The 18,073-nt window shown below is 66.2% G+C and carries 13 protein-coding genes; all 13 read right to left on the bottom strand.

The window, feature by feature from the left end; all coding sequences use genetic code 11:
- Positions 1–81: 81 nt before the first annotated feature.
- Complete coding sequence (locus AC07OC_RS22135; protein WP_255591689.1) at positions 82–2,298, bottom strand: O-linked N-acetylglucosamine transferase, SPINDLY family protein; 2,217 nt, start codon at positions 2,296–2,298, stop codon at positions 82–84.
- Between the two features lie 224 nt (positions 2,299–2,522).
- Positions 2,523–3,080 carry a hemerythrin domain-containing protein gene (locus AC07OC_RS22140; RefSeq protein WP_255591685.1) on the bottom strand — a complete coding sequence of 186 codons (558 nt, stop codon included), beginning with the start codon at positions 3,078–3,080 and terminating at the stop codon, positions 2,523–2,525.
- A 7-nt stretch (positions 3,081–3,087) separates the two neighbouring features.
- Positions 3,088–3,501: a ribonucleotide reductase subunit alpha gene (locus AC07OC_RS22145; RefSeq protein WP_494602246.1), complete on the bottom strand. Its 414-nt coding sequence runs from the start codon at positions 3,499–3,501 to the stop codon at positions 3,088–3,090.
- Positions 3,502–3,555: 54 nt separating this feature from the next.
- A complete protein-coding gene (locus AC07OC_RS22150; protein WP_218341375.1) occupies positions 3,556–4,251 on the bottom strand; it encodes a nitroreductase family protein in 696 nt (231 codons plus the stop codon).
- Positions 4,252–4,273: 22 nt separating this feature from the next.
- A complete protein-coding gene (locus tag AC07OC_RS22155; protein WP_370628117.1) occupies positions 4,274–5,605 on the bottom strand; it encodes an NnrS family protein in 1,332 nt (443 codons plus the stop codon).
- A complete protein-coding gene (locus AC07OC_RS22160; protein WP_218297304.1) occupies positions 5,602–8,034 on the bottom strand; it encodes an adenosylcobalamin-dependent ribonucleoside-diphosphate reductase in 2,433 nt (810 codons plus the stop codon). Before AC07OC_RS22160 ends, AC07OC_RS22155 begins: the two co-directional genes overlap by 4 nt.
- Positions 8,035–8,130: 96 nt before the next feature.
- Positions 8,131–8,811 (bottom strand): carbonic anhydrase, encoded by a 681-nt coding sequence (locus AC07OC_RS22165; protein WP_218297305.1) that lies wholly within the window; start codon positions 8,809–8,811, stop codon positions 8,131–8,133.
- A 30-nt stretch (positions 8,812–8,841) separates the two neighbouring features.
- Entirely contained in the window at positions 8,842–9,648 is an 807-nt protein-coding gene (locus AC07OC_RS22170) for a peptidylprolyl isomerase (protein WP_218341431.1), read from the bottom strand.
- Positions 9,649–9,805: 157 nt separating this feature from the next.
- Complete coding sequence (gene narI / locus AC07OC_RS22175; RefSeq protein ID WP_218297307.1) at positions 9,806–10,540, bottom strand: respiratory nitrate reductase subunit gamma; 735 nt, start codon at positions 10,538–10,540, stop codon at positions 9,806–9,808.
- Entirely contained in the window at positions 10,537–11,238 is a 702-nt protein-coding gene (gene narJ, locus AC07OC_RS22180; protein ID WP_218297308.1) for a nitrate reductase molybdenum cofactor assembly chaperone, read from the bottom strand. Before narJ ends, narI begins: the two co-directional genes overlap by 4 nt.
- 21 nt (positions 11,239–11,259) lie before the next feature.
- A complete protein-coding gene (narH, locus tag AC07OC_RS22185; protein WP_176888071.1) occupies positions 11,260–12,783 on the bottom strand; it encodes a nitrate reductase subunit beta in 1,524 nt (507 codons plus the stop codon).
- A 23-nt stretch (positions 12,784–12,806) separates the two neighbouring features.
- Positions 12,807–16,610 (bottom strand): nitrate reductase subunit alpha, encoded by a 3,804-nt coding sequence (locus AC07OC_RS22190; RefSeq protein ID WP_494602250.1) that lies wholly within the window; start codon positions 16,608–16,610, stop codon positions 12,807–12,809.
- 34 nt (positions 16,611–16,644) lie between these two features.
- Positions 16,645–18,054 (bottom strand): NarK family nitrate/nitrite MFS transporter, encoded by a 1,410-nt coding sequence (locus AC07OC_RS22195; RefSeq protein WP_494602252.1) that lies wholly within the window; start codon positions 18,052–18,054, stop codon positions 16,645–16,647.
- Between the last annotated feature and the right edge of the window lie 19 nt (positions 18,055–18,073).

Genomic DNA, 18,073 nt, shown 5'->3' on the forward strand with positions numbered 1-18,073 from the left:
AAGTTGTGGAATTGGCACGCGCTGCGTACGCACCCGTGACGGCGCCAGCCACCGCTGCTCGGGGCTGCCAAGGAGGGAGCATCACACCTCGATCACATCGGGAGGCAAACCCTGGCACAAGCGGTCGTACATGGTGGTGTACGCCGATTCCACATGGCGTGCGAAGAGCCTGGCATCGAACAGCGGCGACACAGGGCCCTCCCTGCGCAGTTTGCCGCGAATATGCCCAAGCTGCGAGGGGTCACGGGCCAGCTCAATCGCCCGCGCCTCGAAATCGCCCTGGGTCTGCGCGATGAGTTCCGGCAGTCCGACGGCGCACAAGAGACTGGCAGCCACGCGGCTCGCGAATGACTCCCCCATGCATGTCAACACCGGCAACCCCGCCCACAAAGCATCGCTGGCGGTGGTGTGCGCGTTGTAGGGCAGGGTGTCCAGGAACAGGTCCGCCAGCCGCAAGCGCGCCAGATACTGGTCCATGGGCATGCGCGGTGCAAACACCAGGCGCTCCGCGGAAATCCCCCGGGCCTGCGCCTCGCGCCGCAAGTTCCGCGCGGCTGTCGGGTTGTCTTCCAGCAGCCACAGCACGCTGCCTTCGACAGCGTGGAGGATGCGCATCCAGCCGCCGAAAGTGGGTGGCATGATCTTGAAATTGTTGTTGAAGCAGCAAAAGACAAACCCGCTGGCTGGCAGACCCACCTCCTCGCGAGTAAATTCGCGCTCCGCAATCTTGCGCCGCGAATCGTTGACCTGGTAGCTGTGGGGAAGGTAGACCACTTTTTCAGTGAAATGGGCCTGGGATTGAGGCGGGATCACCACCTTGTCGGCAATCACGTAGTCCATGCAGTCGGCCCCGGTGGTACCCGGATAGCCCATATAGCTGGCCTGGACAGGGGCACACCGGTGGGAAAAGCAACCCAACCGGCTCGCCATGGTAAAACCCATCAGGTCAATGGCGATATCGATACCGAGTTCCCGAGAGAGACGGGCGATCTCGATATCACTGCGCTCACGGACATCCAGAAAATGATCAAACGCCGCCGCCACGCGCTGGCGCATCCTATCCTGTACGTCAGGCCCCACGGAGAAGGCGAACCACTCGAACCGCTCGCGGTCATGCACCTCAAAGAGCTCGGCGATCAGGTGCGCCATGGGGTGATCGCGAAAATCTGCCGAGTAGTACCCCACGCGGATTTTTCCGTGCCTTGCACGTGCAGGAATGGCGCCCAGTGCCGGAGCAGGAAGCTCGCGCTCGGCCTGGAGCCGCGCCGTCTCCTTGTGAAGCGCGGGCACATCGAACAATGACAACGCAATGAACGGCTCCAGCGCGTGCTTCTGGTGTGTGACTGCCTGCTGCAGCTGAAGGATCTCCTCCTCCAGACCCTGCCAAATGCAACCATTCACCTTCGCCGTGGCGATTTCGCACTGCAGCACAGGAATCGGGGCAGACAGGCGCTGAGCCAGGTACAACTGCTGCAATGCTTCGTCATACCGCTTCATCTCCCGCAGAAGCCTGCCCATGAGGAATCTGGACTCCCCTTGCTGGGGCCGAAGCTCGACCGCGCGGCGGACATCCGCCAGCGCGTTTTCCAGGTTTCTCAGTTGCAGTTGCGCCTCGCCCCGGTTGTTGTATGCCTCTGCGTACTGAGGCTGGAGGGCCAGTGCCCGGCTGAAGCTGGCAACTGCTTCGGCATAACGCCCCAACCGAAGCAAGGCCGTGCCCCGATTGTTGTGCGGCTCCGGTATCTCGGGTGCGCGCGCTATCACTTCGTCCATGCATTCCAGGGCTTCTCCAAACTGCTTCATCTGCAGGTGCACGCAGCCCAGGTTGAAACGCGCCTGCGCATTCCCGGGCTCCATCGCCAGCACGCGGCGGTAGCTTTCCATGGCCTCCGGCAACCGGCCCAGCGTTTGCAGGACGGTTCCGCGGTTGTAGTGCGCCAGCACCAACCCCGGCGAAAGCGCGATGGCCTGGTCGAATGAGGCCAAGGCCTCTTCGTTGCGCTGCAGGCGCAGCAGGGCGTTGCCGCGGTTGAAGTACGGATCGACGTAATCGGGCTTGAGTGCGATGGCCCGGTCGTAGGCACGAATGGCGTCGGCAGTCCGGTTGGACAGCAGCCAGTCATTTCCCCGCGTGTTGCAGGATGTCGCGTCATCGGGGAGGGCTGGCTCAGCGGCGACTCTATTGCCCGACACCAGGCCCGTGCCGTAGTTGATTCCGAACTTGAAACCAGGCGGTGTGGAAGATAGGGAGCCCACCTTGAAGGGCTGGCCAAAATGGGGTTTCTTTGCGTCGGTCAAGGTGCGTCCCGGTGCAGATGAGAGAGTGACATCCCGTGATGGTAAACACCTGCACGGCTCCAGTCCCGATCCGCCCTCCACCCGGGTGCCATCGGCCTCTGGACCTGAGAGGCTCCGGGGACAAGGCTCCGCGCGCTCCGTCTAGTCAACCGTTCCGGAACACGGGTACTGCGGCACCCGGCTCAATCACGGCACACGGGGGCGCTGCAGAGGGCACCACCGTGTCAGGCAGCGCCGCGGCGGCGCGCCATCTCCCGCCCCATCCCGTCCAGCGCAGCGGGCTCCAGCAGGTGCAGCGCCGCCGGGTAGGCCTCCTGCTCCTCGCGGCGGATATGGCCTGCATAGCGGTCCGCAAATCGATCAAGGAGCGCCTCCTCCGATTCCGCGAATCCCTGGATGGCTCCTTGTTCCAGCGCCTGCAGCGCAACCCGTGCTGCAGCCCAGTCCGCCACCATGCGGACATGGTCGTCCTGCAGGCTGCGCACCAGCGCCTGGACCCCGGGCGCGGCCTGGGCGAGCAGCAGCGGGAAGACGTGGAGTTCCTCGTCTTCATGGTGCAGCGGTGCGGCGATGTCGAAATACCGCAGCACGTCGCGCGCCGCCTGGCGGGCGCTCTCGTCGGCGCCCTGCAGGCGCACATGGGCGCGCAGGCGGCCCAACAAGGCCAGCGAACGCTGCACGCGCTCATGGCAGGCCTCCAGCATGGCGAAGGGTTGCTCGAACCCGACGGCCGGCGCGCTGAAACCGGGGATATGGCGGGCGGATGGGGCGGGCGAGGCCATCTGCGCCTCAGCCGAACCGGACGGGCTGTCCCCGCCGGTCGAAGGGTATATACGCCCCATGGGACCCGCCCTTGATCGCATCGACCATGCGTTGCAGGGGCGCCTGGGCATCCGCACTGGTGGGTGCCTTGTCCAGCGTGCCCGACAGGGCTGCTGCGAACACCATGGCCCAGTCATGGCCCGGGGCGCTGAACTGGCTGGCCTCTTCCACCAGCGCACTGAACGAAAGCAGCTCCTGGGGCGCCTTGTCCACGCACATCAGCGGCACCAGGGCTCCGCCCTGCCCCGCTTCGAAGCGGGCACGCTGGGCCGGGCTGGCGTCGTCCGGCAGTTCCACCGCGGCAAACACGAACAGGAGGCGCTGGGGCTCGGGCTGCAGGCGCGCAGCCTGCAGCAGGTCGTCAAAACTGGAAATGTCCATGAAGGTTTCTATGAAATGAAATGAAAGGAAAGGAATCGCCGGGCGCGCCCCGCTTCAGAAGCCGGGCAGCACCACGCCCTGCTGCGCGTCGAGCGTGCTCACATAGCTGTCCGCCGCGGGCCGGGCACGCGCGGCCTTGCGCGACTGCACGGTCCCGATGCTGACAAAACACAGCGCCTGCTCCCAGGGGGCCAGCTGGAACAGCCCCCGCAGCCCGCCCGACGTGAGGGCCTTGCCGCTCGTGAGCGCCGACCCATACCCCTGCGCGGTGGCCATGAGCAGCATGTTCTGCACCGCGCATCCCGCGGAAACCAGGCGCTCGGACAGGTCGATGCCGAGGTCGCCGCATTGCCCGTTCACCACCACCAGCATCAGCACCGGTGACCGGTAGGCCTTCTCGCGCGCCTGCTCGGCCTGCGCCAGCGTGGCTGCGGGATCGCGCTCGCGCAGGGCCTGGGCAAACACATCGGCCAGCGCCGGGCGCGCTGCCTCGGGCACCAGCACGAAGCGCCACGGCACCAGCTGGCCGTGGTCCGGTGCATGGGACGCGGCGTTGAGGATCTGCGCCAGTTCCAGGGCACTCGGCCCCGGGGCGGCCAGCCGCTTGGGCAGGATGGTCTGGCGCGACTGGATCAGCGCCGCGGCCATGGCGGCGACATCCTCCGGCGCGGCGGCCGCGCGTGCAGCGCCATGCGCCGCAGGGGGCGCGGGCCGGGGCGTGTGGTTCAAAGGCCAGGGAATGACAGCCATGGAATATCCTTGAAAAGGTGCTTCAGCCCGGACGGCCATCGGCCCGCACCCGGCCATACCACCGGCCCAGCCGGACGCCCCACACGCCCATGGTGACGGCCCACAGGCACGCTGCCAGCGGCAGCAGCCAGGCCCACGCGATACCGAAAACACCCGGCACCGCCGACGCGATGCGCAGCACCGTGGCCGCCTGCAGCAGCCAGAACAGCGACCACGCGATGCGGTCGGCGACCAGCGCCCGGCCACTGTGCCCGCACGACACCCGCGTCACCATGGCCAGCATCAGCGACGCCAGGCAGCCCATGGTCAGCGCGTGCAGCGCGCCCAGGCCCAGCGTTCCCAGGCCAAAGCCCCAGGCCAGCCACTGCGACAGGCCTCCGAGCACGAAAGCCAGCCCCAGCCACAGAAATCCGATGTGCAGCATCGCCAGCAGCCGGTTCCTGAGGCTTTGCACCAGCCCCCACACGCAGGCCAGCCAGACCAGCACGCCCCCCACCACCAGCTGCAGCGTGCCGTGCACCAGCGTCCAGGCGGGCCCCGCCCGGGTGGCGGGCAGCCCGGCCCACTCCAGCCAGGCGGCGAGCACCTGCAGCAGCGCGGCGGCGAGCATGAGCCACAGCACCCAGAAGGGCCGCCACGCCTGCACCATGGGCATGGCGCTGGAGGTGAAGAACGGGATCATGCGGTGCGCCACCGTGACGTAGACCACGACGACAAACCCCCACAGGCCGGTGAACACCCAGGCGCGGGCGAGCGCATGTGTTCCCACAGCAAGGCTCAGCCACAGGCCCGCGAGGCTGAGGCAGCCCAGCGCGCAGGCGCCCGCGACGACACGCGCATGCAATTGGTCCTGCGCCTGGCTCTGGCGCACACGGCCCCAGAACAGCGCCGACATCCACACCAGGCCAACGGCCGCCAGCGCCAGCCCCGCGAGGGCCGCGCCAATCCGCCAATGCGCGCCCGCCAGCCACAGCAGCCAGCCCGCGGCCTGTGCCACCAGGGGTGCGCGCAACGCCTGCGCCGGCAGGGGCGCCACCCCGAGCCATTTGGGGCCGGCCGTGAACAGGAAACCCGCAAAGAACAGCGGGATGAAGCCGAATGCCATCACAACCGAATGCACGAGCGTGGGGGACAGCGCATAGTAAAGGCCCCACCAGCCGGTGGACCTGGCCACCTGCACCAGCGCCCACCATCCCCCCGACGCCACCAGCACCACCATGGCCAGGAAGAAACCCAGCCGGTGCGGTGCCAGCATGAGGTAGCGCCAGCGCCACCGCGTGTCCAGCGCGGCCAGTACCTCAGGCGAGGGTTTTCCCGCCGCGGGGCGCACGGGAATGACCGGCCGGGAGGTCACCCACAGGTCCCCAGGTGTCCACACTGCGTGCAGTAGTCGCAGCCGTCCTTGCGGATCACGGCGTGGGCGCCGCATTCGCTGCACTTCTTGCCCGCCATGGCCTGCGGCACGGCCACCGGCGGCGGCGCGGGTTCGTCCAGGGGCAGCTGCTGCTGCACGGGGTCGGCCACGCGGCGCGCCAGGATGTTCTGGATGGCATAGGCCATGGCCGCCACTTCGGAGTCGTGCCACATGGGCACCAGGGTGCCATCGTCCTTGCGGTGCTGCCCCAGGCGCACCGGGCCCCGATCCCAGGCCACCTTGCGCATGTCGGACAGCGCCCGCTCCAGGAAGCCGCCGCGCGCCGCCAGCGACAGCATGCGCATGCTGGAGGTGATCCACTGCTGCGATTCACCGCTCTGGCCCACGGGCATGAAGAACTCGATGGCGCGGTCCACCGTACCGTTGCCAACCCCCGTGGGCACGGGCAGGAACGACACGATGAGGTACAGCGTCTTGTGGCCTTCCTGCGTCCAGTACTCGAGCTTTTCGGCCACGGCCGAAAGGCCGCCTTGGGGGCGACTTTCGATCACGGTACGCATGGGGTCCACCGCAGGTGCGGGGGGTGCTACAGATGCTGGTTCAGGCGCGGCGTGGGTTTCCAGCACCGATCCCAGGATGGCATTGGGCCGGTAGGTGGCCAGGCCCTTGAGCCTGGCGCGCCAGGCCTGCAGGTACAGGTCCTTGAAACCTTCGTAGGGATAGTCGGCCGGGATGTTCACCGTCTTCGAAATAGCCGTGTCCACAAAGGGCTGCACGGCCTCCATCATCGCAATGTGGCCTTCAGCGGGCATGGCCAGCGCCGAGACGAAGTAGTCCGGCAAGGCCTCCACATCGCCGCCCAGCTCGCGGTACAGCCGCCAGGCGTGGTCTTCGACGGCGTACTCCGAGGTGCTGCCGTCGGACTCGCGCTTCTTGCGCTTGTACATCCACGAGAAAGGAGGCTCGATGCCGTTGGAGGCGTTGTCGGCAAAGGCCAGGCTCACGGTGCCCGTGGGGGCGATGGACAGCAGGTGGCTGTTGCGGATGCCGTGCTGGCGGATGGCGGCCTTGAGCGAATCGGGCAGGCGGCTGGCGAACGTGCCCTCCGACAGGTAGGGCTCGGCCTGGAACTTGGGGAACACCCCTTTCTCGCGCGCCAGGTCCACCGAGGCGGCATAGGCGGCATCGCGCATGCACTCGGCGATGCGCGCGGCCATGGTGCGGCCCTCGGGCAGGTCGTAGCGCAGGCACAGCATGGCCAGCGTGTTGCCCATGCCGGTGAAGCCCACGCCGATGCGCCGCTTGTCCATGGCCTCGTCGCGCTGCTGCGGCAGCGGCCAGTAGGTCACATCGAGCACGTTATCCAGCGCGCGCACCTGCAGCGCCACGGCCTTCGTGAACGCATCGAAATCAAACGCGGCCACGCCCCCGAAACCGAAGGGGTGGCGCACAAAGCGGGTCAGGATGATGGGGCCGAGGTCGCAGCACCCGTACGACGGCAGCGGCTGCTCGCCACAGGGGTTGGTGGCCGCGATGTCTTCGCAATAGTGCAGGTTGTTGTCTTCGTTGATGCGGCCCAGGAACAGGATGCCGGGCTCGGCGAAGTCATAGGCCGACTTCATGATCGTGTCCCACAGCTCGCGCGCGGGCACCGTGGCGTAGACCCACTGGCCATCGGCGCGCTGGCGGGCTCCCTGGGCCAGCAGGGCAGTGCCGGGGCGTGCCTTGTGCACCAGCTCCCACGGCGCGCTGTTCTGCACGGCATGGATGAACTCGTCGGACACCCCCACCGACACATTGAAGTTGTTCCAGCGCCCCGGCGTGCGCTTGGCCGTGATGAATTCGTGCACATCCGGGTGGTCGATGCGCAGCACACCCATCTGCGCGCCCCGGCGCGCGCCCGCGCTCTCCACGGTGGAGCACGACTGGTCGAACACGTTCATGTAGCTGCACGGCCCCGAGGCCATGGACGCGGTGCCCTTGACCTGCGCGCCCTTGGGCCGGATGCGCGAGAAGTCGTAGCCCACGCCGCCGCCCCGGCGCATGGTTTCCGCTGCCTCGCGCAGCGCCTCGTAGATGCCCGGGAAACCCTCGTCGTCCACACCCTGGATGCAATCGCCCACGGGCTGCACGAAGCAGTTGATGAGCGTCGCCTGGATGTCGGTGCCCGCCGCGCTCATGATGCGGCCCGCCCCGATGGCGCCCGCCTTCAGGTTGGCCAGGAACAGGGTTTCGTACTTTTCGCGGAGTTCTGGTTTTTCGACCGAGGCCAGGGCCCGCGCCACGCGCTGGTACAGCTCGTCGGCGGTGGTTTCCCCGGGTTTGAGGTATTTCTCGCGCAGCACATCCAGGCTGATGGGCTGCAGGGACGAGGTGGGCTTGAGGGGGGGCTGGGGTTCGCGTTTCATGGGGGCCGATGATTTGGGTTTCACGCCAGTGAGGTCTTGCGTTCCATCAAGAGGGACTCATTCCTCGCGGATCTGCCACGAGCATGCCCGACAAGGTCAAAGCTCGTCCAGAAGAACCTGCCCATCATGCTCCACGTACGGATGGTAAGGACCGGTTCCGCTGTTGTCCGCCCGCGAGGCCGGCACAAAACCGCCCGTCTTGACATCAAACACATGGACTTCTCCTTCCTCGATCACATAGTGCCAGCCGTGCAGGCTGATCTGCCCTGACTGCACGCGGCTGCGCACCATGGGGTACTCCATGAGGCGTTCGAGCTGCAGCACCACCGCGCGCTGCTCGGTGCGGCGCAGCACCTCGGGGCCAGCCTGCATCGGCAGCAGGGCCTCGCGCCCCAGGTCCAGCCAGCGGTTCAGGTTGGGCGCTTCGGGCGAAACCTCACCATACATCGCCTTGATAGCCCCACAGTGACTGTGGCCGCACACCACGATGCGGCGCACCTGCAGGTTGAGCACCGCAAACTCGATGGCCGCCGTGGTGCCATGGTGGCCATGAGATCCGTCATACGGCGGGATGAACGCACCCACGTTGCGCACCAAGAACAGCTCCCCCGGGCCCGCACCGGTCAGCAGGTAGGGCACCAGGCGCGAATCGGAACAGCCGATGAACAGGGTGGTTGGGTGCTGCCCTTCGTCCACCAGCGCCTGGAACTGCTCGCGGTACTGGGGAAAGGCGTCGTTGTGGAAGCGGCGCAGGCGATCAAGCAGCTCGTCGGGCATGGGCAGGCAATCGGGTGGCGTGCGGTGCAACTACTGTACAAGCGGCGAGTCGGCCGCGTCCAGCGACACGCCTTCCACCACGGCCGCGCCCGCCAGCACCTGCAGGTACTGGCGCAGGGCGTTCACCCAGGCCTGCTGGCGCAGCGTGAGGGCGATGGCCCGGCGCACTTCCTCGAACGACGGCTGCTGCCCCGGGTCGCGGGCCACCACCTCCACCACATGCAGGCCAAACCGGCTGTGCACCAGGCGTGCGAGCACGCCGATCTCGGCGCTGCCAAACACCTCGCGGGCGAACTCGGGGGCGCAGTCGGCGCGGGTCAGCCAGCCCAGGTCGCCGCCTTGCTGGCCGCTGGGGCAGTTGGACCACTGCGCAGCCGCCTCGGCAAACTTCGCGCCACCATCGTCCGCGCAGCGCAGGTCGATCAACATGGCCTCGGCACGCAGCCGCAGCTGCTTCACGTCCACGCCCGGCGTCACGGCGAACAGCACGTGGCGCAGCTGGGCCCGCTCGCCATGGGCGTGTGCCGCAGGGTGGGCGTCGTGGTAGCGGCGGCAGGCTTCTTCCGACGGGTCGGGGATGGGCAGCTCGCGCTCCAGCAGCTGCTCGATGGCATTCGAGGCCTCGGTGCTGATGGCGCCTTCGACACCCGGCACGTCGTCCTGCGCCAGCAGGCCGCCTTGCTGGGCCGCCTGTCGCAGCAGCTCGGTGCAGGCACGCTGGCGCAGGGCCTCCTCATCCAGCCACTCGGCCGTTGAATTCAATGCCACGCCGTTGATGCGCGCCACCGGGGCCTGCCCCATGGGCTGAGGGGTTGCCATGGCGGGCGAGTCTGCCATGGCAGTCGCTCCTACCGTGGCGGAGAGCGCCTCGTAGGCGGCCGTCTGCTCCGGGGAGAGCATGCTTTGGGGGGCGCTCTGGCTGGTTGCGCTGGTGCCGCAACCGCAGCTACCGGTTCCACATCCGCTCATGGTGTGCTCCTTTTGTGATGCGAAATCAAGCGCCACGGCGGTCTTGCGACTGCATGTGGCCGGGTGGCAGATTCAGGCGGCGCGCACGCACTACCTGATAGGGGCGCAGCACATAGGCCAGCGTGCCAAAGCCGCTCCACACATGCACCAGGCGGGTGAAGGGGAAGATCAGGAAGATACTCATGCCCAAGAACATGTGCGTCTTGAAGATCCAACCCGCACCGGCCAGCAGATCGACCGCGCCACTGCGGAAAGTGACGATGCGTTGCCCCCACTCAGCCAGGCGCATCATCATGGAGCCGTCCAGATGTTGTGCCGACAGCGGGATGGTGGCCAAGCCCAGCGCCAGTTGCACCCACAGCAGCACCAGGATCAGGATGTCGCTGGTCTTGGAGGTGGCGCGGATGCGCGCATCCGACAGGCGGCGGTGCAGCAGGAGGGACAGGCCCACGAAACCCATCAGGCCTGCAATGCCCCCCGACACCATGGCCATGAGCTGCTTGGCGCCTGCGCCGATGAAGTGCTCATACAAGAAGTGCGGTGTGAGCATGCCCACGGTATGGCCAAAGAACAGGAACAACACACCCACATGAAACAGGTTGCTGCCCCAGCGCAGGCTGCCGGTGCGCAGCAGCTGGGAGGAATCGCTTTTCCAGGTGTACTGGTCGCGGTCGAACCGCGCCCAGCTGCCGATGAAAAAGACAGCGAGGCAAATATAGGGATAGATGCCAAACAACAGGGTGTCAAGCCAGGCGGTCATACGGAGACTCCTTCTGGTGCCCGCTCGGCGCGGGGGGTACGAACAAAATGCAGAGGCTGCGGCTGGTCGGGCTTGGACTGGCCCTGGGTGCTGCAACCGCCAAACGCTTCGGGCTCGGCCCAGGCCTCGTCCATGGACGGCTCGGGCGTGAGCGCCACCGACTGCACGCGCTGGCCCGACACTTCGAGCACCGCAGCAATCACGCTGGCATAGGGGCTGTTGCGCGCCACCAGCGCGCTGAACAGCGCGTTCAGGATGTGGGCCATTTCGCCCAGGAACTCCCTGGCCACCTCCACCGGCTGGGTGGAGGCGAACTCCAGCACCACGGGCAGGTGGTCGGGCAGCTCTTCGGCTTCGAACTTCAGGCCCGCCTTGTCGTAGGTCTGCAGCAGGTCGATGAGCGCCGGCCCCCGGTCGCGCGAATCGCCGTGCACATGCTCGAACAGGTGCAGCGAGGTCTGGCGGCCCCGGTCGAAGTTGTCCACGTAGCGGGCCTCGGCTTCCAGCGGGTCGATTGCCGCAAGGTGCTGGCACACGGCTTCGAGTTCGGCCATGCGCTCGGGGGTCAGCGCCTGCTCCACCTGCAGCGCGTCGATGAGCTGCGGCATCACGCTGCGCAGTTGCGCATCGGGGTAGCTCAGCAGGTAGCCCAGGGCGCGCAGGGTCAGGCGCACGGAGGTCGGGTTCTTCTTGAACATGGTGATTCCTTTGCCTGTGCTTCAGACCGTGGCTTTGATCGGGATCGTGCGGGGCTTCTTTCCGCCGAACATGCTGGTCTCGGTGGCGCCATCGGAACAGCCGTTGCCAAACGAGAAGCCGCAACCGCCCCGGATGTCGAACGCGTTCTCGGCGTACTCGCGGTGGGCCGACGGGATGACGAAGCGGTCCTCGTAGTTGGCAATCGCCATCACGTGGTACATCTCCTCCACCTCGGCCATCGACAGGCCCGCCTGCTTGAGCACGGCCAGGTTCTGGCGCTGCTCCACATGCTTGTCGCGCTGGTAGGTGCGCATGGCCAGCATGCGCTCGAGCGCCCGCACCACGGGCCCCGTGTCGCCTGCGGTCAGCAGGTTGGCCAGGTACTGCACGGGGATGCGCAACTGCGACACATCGGGAATGTCGCCATTCACGCCCACATGGCCCGCGTTGGCTGCGGCCGTGATGGGCGAGAGCGGCGGCACATACCAGACCATGGGCAGCGTGCGGTACTCGGGGTGCAGCGGCAGGGCCACCTTCCATTGCACGGCCATCTTGTAGACCGGGCTGTTGCGGGCGGCGTCCATCCAGCTGTCCGGGATGCCGTCGATGCGGGCCTGGCGGATCACATCGGGGTCGTTCGGGTCCAGGAAGATGTCGAGCTGCGCCTGGTACAGGTCGCGGTCGCGCTCCACGCTGGCGGCTTCCTGGATGCGGTCTGCGTCATACAGCAGCACACCCAGGTAGCGGATGCGGCCCACGCAGGTTTCCGAGCACACGGTAGGCTGGCCCGCCTCGATGCGCGGGTAGCAGAAGATGCACTTCTCGGCCTTGCCCGACTGCCAGTTGTAGTAGATCTTCTTGTAGGGGCAGCCCGAGACGCACATGCGCCAGCCACGGCACTTGTCCTGGTCGATCAGCACGATGCCGTCTTCCTCGCGCTTGTAGATCGAGCCGCTGGGGCACGATGCCACGCACGCCGGGTTCAGGCAGTGCTCGCACAGGCGCGGCAGGTACATCATGAAGGTGTTCTCGAACTGGCCGTAGATGTCCTTTTGCACATCGTCGAAGTTCTTGTCCTTGCTACGCTTGCTGAACTCGCCACCCAGGATTTCTTCCCAGTTCGGGCCCCACTCGATCTTCTCCATGCGCTTGCCAGTGATCAGGCTGCGCGGGCGGGCCGTGGGCGCGGCCTTGCTCTCGGGCGCCGACTGCAGGTGGTCGTAGTCGAACGTGAAGGGCTCGTAGTAGTCGTCGATCTGCGGCAGGTTGGGGTTGGCGAAGATGCGCATGAGCAGCTTCCACTTGCCGCCCTGGCGGGGGGCGATGGAGCCGTCCGGGTTGCGCACCCAGCCGCCGTTCCACTTGTCCTGGTTTTCCCATTCCTTGGGGTAGCCGATGCCGGGCTTGGTCTCGACGTTGTTGAACCAGGCGTATTCCACGCCCGGGCGACTGGTCCAGACGTTTTTGCAGGTGACGGAACAGGTGTGGCAACCGATGCACTTGTCCAGGTTCAGCACCATGCCGATTTGTGCGCGAATTTTCATCGTGTTTCTCCTTGTCTTCGGCTTCAGGCGTGGGCTGCCGTGCTGGACACGGGCTCGTCGTCGAGCCAGTCCACGCGGTCCATCTTGCGCACCAGCACGAACTCGTCGCGGTTGGTGCCAATGGTTCCGTAGTAGTTGAAGCCGTAGCTGTACTGCGCGTAGCCACCAATCATGTGGGTGGGCTTGAGCACGATGCGGGTGACCGAGTTGTGGATGCCGCCGCGCGTGCCGGTGATCTCGGAGCCGGGGGTGTTGATGATCTTCTCTTGCGAGTGGTACATCATCACCATGCCGGGGTTCACGCGCTGGCTCACCACCGCGCGGGCGGCGATGGCGCCGTTGGCGTTGAAGAGTTCGACCCAGTCGTTGTCCACGATGCCGGCGACCTTGGCGTCGTCTTCGCTCAGCCACACCACCGAGCCACCCCGGTTCAGCGTGAGCATCATCAGGTTGTCGCTGTACGTGCTGTGGATGCCCCACTTCTGGTGCGGCGTGATGAAATTCAGCGCGATCTCGCGGTTGCCATTGGGCTTCTTGCCCTCCACTTCTTCCAGCGTCTTCAGGTGCACCGGTGGGCGGTAGCTCACGAAGCCTTCGCCGAAGTCACGCATCCACGGATGGTCCTGGTAGAACTGCTGGCGGCCCGTGAGGGTGCGCCATGGGATGTACTCGTGCACGTTGGTGTAGCCGGCGTTGTAGCTGACCTTTTCGCTCTCAAGCCCCGACCAGGTGGGCGAGCTGATGATCTTGCGCGGCTGCGCCTGGATGTCGCGGAAGCGGATCTTTTCGTCCTCGCGGTGCAGCGCCAGGTGCACGTGGTCGCGCCCGGTCTGCTTGCCCAGGGCCTCCCAGGCCTTGCAGGCCACGTGGCCGTTGGTCTCAGGCGCCAGCATCATCACCACCTCGGTGGCATCGATGTCGGTGACGATGCGGGGCATGCCCTGCGTCACGCCCTCTTCCTTCACACGGCCGTTCAGGTCGCCCAATTGGCCGACTTCGGTCTGCGTGTTCCAGCCGATGCCCTTGCCGCCGTTGCCGGCCTTGTCCATCAAGGGGCCCAGGGCGGTGAAGCGCTTGTAGAGGTTGGGGTAGTCGCGCTCGACCACCGTGACCTGCGGCGCGGTCTTGCCGGGGATGAGTTCGCACTCGCCCTTCTTCCAGTCGCGCACGCCATAAGGCTGGGCCATTTCACCGGGGGTGTCGTGCATGATGGGCGTGAGCACCACGTCCTTCTCGACGCCAAGGTGGCCCACGCTAACCTCGCTCACGGCCTTGGCGAAACCTTTGTAGATCTCCCAGTCGCTCTTGGCCTGCCATGCAGGGTCCACTGCGGTGGACAGCGGATGGATGAAGGGGTGCATGTCGCTGGTGTTGAGGTCGTTCTTCTCATACCAGGTGGCCGTGGGCAGCACGATGTCAGAGTACAGGCAGGTGGTGCTCATGCGGAAGTCGAGCGTGACCAGCAGGTCCAGCTTGCCTTCGGGCGCCTGGGTGTGCCACTGCACTTCCTCGGGCTTGGCTTCGTCCTTGCCCAGGTCCTTGCCCTGCACGCCGTGGGTGGTGCCCAGCAGGTGCTTGAGGAAGTATTCATGCCCCTTGCCCGACGAGCCCAGGATGTTGGAGCGCCACACGAACATGTTGCGCGGCCAGTTGGACGGATGGTCCGGGTCCTCGCAGCTCATCGTGAGCGTGCCGTCCTTCAGAGACTTGACGACGTAATCCTTCGCGTCCATACCCGCGGCAGCGGCATCCTTGGCCACCTGCATGGGATTGGTCTTGAGCTGGGGAGCCGATGGCAGCCAGCCCATGCGCTCGGCGCGCACGTTGTAGTCGATCTGCGCACCGTGGTAGGCCTTCTTGTCGGCCAGGGGCGAGAGGATTTCCTCCATGCCCAGCTTCTCGTAGCGCCACTGGTCGGTGTGGGCGTAGAAGAAGCTCGTGCTGTTCATCTGGCGGGGTGGGCGGATCCAGTCCAGCGCAAAGGCCAGCGCCGTCCAGCCGGTCTGGGGCCGCAACTTTTCCTGGCCCACGTAGTGCGCCCAGCCGCCACCGCTCTGGCCGATGCAGCCGCACAGCATCAGCATGTTGATGATGCCGCGGTAGTTCATGTCGCAGTGGTACCAGTGGTTCATCGCCGCGCCGATGATCACCATGGACTTGCCATGGGTCTTGTCGGCGTTGTCGGCGAACTGGCGCGCCACGGTGATGATCTGCTCGCGCGGCACGCCGGTGATGGCCTCTTGCCAGGCAGGGGTGTAGGGGCGGTCGGCGTCGTAGCCGCCACCGGGCTCTTCGCCGGGCAGGCCTCGGTCGATGCCGTAGTTGCCCGCCAGCAGGTCGAACACCGTGGCCACCATCACGCGGCCCTGGGCTTCGTGCCCGGCCAGCGCCAGGTGGCTCACCGGCACGCGGCGCACCATCACGTCGCCACCTTGTTCGTTGGCGGTGAAATTGGGCGTTGCCACACCGCCAAAGTACGGGAAGGCGACGTCGGCCACGTCATGGGCCTGCGCGCCGTCCTCGATCACCGACAGCTTGAGCTTGACGGTGTTGCCGGTGCGTGCCTCCTTGTTCTCCAGGTTCCACTGGCCCTGGTCGGCGCGGCCATCGGTGCCCCAGCGGAAACCGATGGAGCCGTTGGGCAGCGTGACCTGGCCCAGCTCGTCGTAGCCCACCGTCTTCCAGTCGGGATTGTTCGACTGGTCGAGCTGGCCGGGGAAGTCGCTGGCGCGCACATAACGGTCGGGCACCATCACCGTGCGGCCATCGGGCAGCGTCTTTTCCTTCAGCACCACTAACAGCGGCAGGTCGGTGTAGCGGCGTGCGTAGTCGTCAAAGTACGCCGAGCGGCCCTTGCCGCCGTCCTTGAAGTAGAACTCCTTCAGGATCACATGGCCCATGGCCATGGCCACGGCAGCGTCGGTGCCCTGCTTGGGGTGCATCCACAGATCACCCAGCTTGGCCACTTCGGAATAGTCGGGCGTGATGGACACGACCTTGGTGCCCTTGTAGCGCACCTCGGTCAAGAAGTGGGCATCGGGCGTGCGCGTCTGGGGCACGTTGGAGCCCCAGGCAATGATGTACGAGCTGTTGTACCAGTCGGCCGACTCGGGCACGTCGGTCTGCTCGCCCCAGGTCTGCGGGCTGCTGGGTGGCAGGTCGCAGTACCAGTCGTAAAAACTCATGCACACACCGCCAATCAGGCTCAGGTAGCGTGAGCCAGCGGCGTACGAAATCATCGACATGGCCGGGATGGGCGAGAAGCCGATGATGCGGTCCGGCCCGTGCTTCTTGATCGTGTACACGTTGGCCGCGGCGATCATCTGGTTGACTTCGTCCCAGGTGCTGCGCACGAAGCCGCCCAGGCCCCGTTGCTTTTGCCATTCGCGTTTGGAGGCATCGTTCTCGACGATGCTGGCCCAGGCGTCCACCGGGCTCTTGGCGAGGGCAATGGCAGCGCGCCAATGCTTGAGCAGGCGGCCACGCACCATGGGGTACTTCACGCGGTTGGCGCTGTACAGGTACCAGCTGTAGCTGGCGCCACGCGCACAGCCACGGGGCTCGTGGTTGGGCAGGTCGGGGCGGGTGCGGGGGTAGTCGGTCTGCTGGGTCTCCCAGGTCACGATGCCGCCCTTGACGTAGATCTTCCAGCTGCAGCTGCCCGTGCAGTTCACGCCGTGCGTGCTGCGCACGATCTTGTCGTGCGCCCAGCGGTCGCGGTAGGCGTCTTCCCAGGTGCGGTCTTCACCGTTGGTTTCGCCGTGGCCTTGGGCAAAGGTCTCGCGGGGCTGCGAGAAGTACGAAAGGCGATCGAGGAAATGGCTCATCGGGGGCTCCTTTTTCTGTTCTGTCCAGGGGTGATCAGCAAGGCATCTCGGCGTGCTTGCGTGCGTAGTACCACCAGGTGATCACGATGCAAACGAGATAGAAAGCGAAAAATGTCCACAGCGCCGCATGGGGGCTGCCAGTCAGGGCAATCGAGCTGCCATAGCTTTTGGGGATGAAGAACCCGCCATAGGCGGCCATGGCGGCAGTGAAGCCCAGCGTGGCAGCGCCCAGCGTGTTGCCTTCCTTGTTGGCCTGTGCCACGGCGGCGGTGTTGCGGGGGTCCACACCGCGCATGGCTTCGGTCAGGAAAATCACGGGGATCATGCGGAAGGTGGAGCCGTTGCCGATGCCGGTGGTGAGGAACAGCACCAGGAAGCACACAAAGAAGCCTGCAAACTGGCCTTCGTTACCCGTCGAGGGCAGGAAGAACGTGACGCCCACCACCGCCATGGCCATGACGATGAAGTTCCACAGCGTGACGCGCGCACCGCCGAGCTTGTCGGCCATCCAGCCGCCAAACGGGCGGATCACCGCGCCCACCAGCGGGCCCAGCCAGGCGTAGGCCAGGGGGTTCACGCCAGGGAACTGGCTCTTGATGAGGAGCGGGAATCCTGCGGCATAGCCGATGAAGGAGCCGAAGGTGCCGAGGTACAGCACGCACATCAGCCAGTTGTGCTTGCGCTTGAAGATGGCGGCCTGGGCGGCGAACGAGGCGCGCGCGTCGGCGATGTCGTTCATGCCGAACCAGGCGGCCAGCGCCGTCAGCGCAATCCATGGCACCCAGATGAAGGCGGCGTTCTGCGTCCACACCTGCACGGTCTGGCCGTTCTTCACAATGGTCTGGCCTTCGCCGCCAAAGATGCCGAAGATACCGGCCGTGACCACCAGCGGGCTCAGGAACTGCACCACCGACACGCCCAGGTTGCCCAGGCCCGCGTTCACGCCCAGCGCCGAGCCCTTGCGCTCCTTCGGAAAGAAGAAGCTGATGTTGGCCATGCTGGAGCTGAAGTTGCCGCCGCCCAGGCCGCACAGCAGCGCCAGGATGAGCATGGTGGGGTACGCGGTGGTGTTGTCCTGCACCGCAAAGCCGATGCCAATCGCAGGGATCAGCAGCGAGGCGGTGGAGATCGCCGTCCAGCGGCGCCCGCCCACGAGCGGCACCATGAACGAGTAGAAGATGCGCAGCGTGGCGCCCGAAAGCGCGGGCGCTGCCGCCAGCCAGAACAGCTGGTTGGTCGAATACTTGAAGCCCAGGCCCGGCAGGCTCACGGCGACCACGCTCCAGACCTGCCAGATGGCAAAGGCCAGGAACAGCGCGGGCACCGAGATCCACAGGTTGAGCTTGGCGACGGCCTCGCCTTCGCGCTCCCAGAACGACTTGTCCTCCGGAGCCCAGAGGGTGAGCAGGCGCCCCTGGCGCCCGCTGGTGGTGGTGGCAGACATGGTGAGGTTCCTTGAAAAA

It is taken from the genome of Acidovorax sp. GW821-FHT10E04, assembly GCF_059415185.1.

Bases quoted from the DNA above. Each gene is read 5' to 3' on its own strand.
- AC07OC_RS22140 (WP_255591685.1), bottom strand. From the start codon at position 3,080: ATGGCCTCGCCCGCCCCATCCGCCCGCCATATCCCCGGTTTCAGCGCG.
- AC07OC_RS22145 (WP_494602246.1), bottom strand. From the start codon at position 3,501: ATGGACATTTCCAGTTTTGACGACCTGCTGCAGGCTGCGCGCCTGCAG.
- AC07OC_RS22150 (WP_218341375.1), bottom strand. From the start codon at position 4,251: ATGGCTGTCATTCCCTGGCCTTTGAACCACACGCCCCGGCCCGCGCCC.
- AC07OC_RS22160 (WP_218297304.1), bottom strand. From the start codon at position 8,034: ATGAAACGCGAACCCCAGCCCCCCCTCAAGCCCACCTCGTCCCTGCAG.
- AC07OC_RS22165 (WP_218297305.1), bottom strand. From the start codon at position 8,811: ATGCCCGACGAGCTGCTTGATCGCCTGCGCCGCTTCCACAACGACGCC.
- AC07OC_RS22170 (WP_218341431.1), bottom strand. From the start codon at position 9,648: ATGGCAGACTCGCCCGCCATGGCAACCCCTCAGCCCATGGGGCAGGCC.
- narI (WP_218297307.1), bottom strand. From the start codon at position 10,540: ATGACCGCCTGGCTTGACACCCTGTTGTTTGGCATCTATCCCTATATT.
- narJ (WP_218297308.1), bottom strand. From the start codon at position 11,238: ATGTTCAAGAAGAACCCGACCTCCGTGCGCCTGACCCTGCGCGCCCTG.
- narH (WP_176888071.1), bottom strand. From the start codon at position 12,783: ATGAAAATTCGCGCACAAATCGGCATGGTGCTGAACCTGGACAAGTGC.
- AC07OC_RS22190 (WP_494602250.1), bottom strand. From the start codon at position 16,610: ATGAGCCATTTCCTCGATCGCCTTTCGTACTTCTCGCAGCCCCGCGAG.
- AC07OC_RS22195 (WP_494602252.1), bottom strand. From the start codon at position 18,054: ATGTCTGCCACCACCACCAGCGGGCGCCAGGGGCGCCTGCTCACCCTC.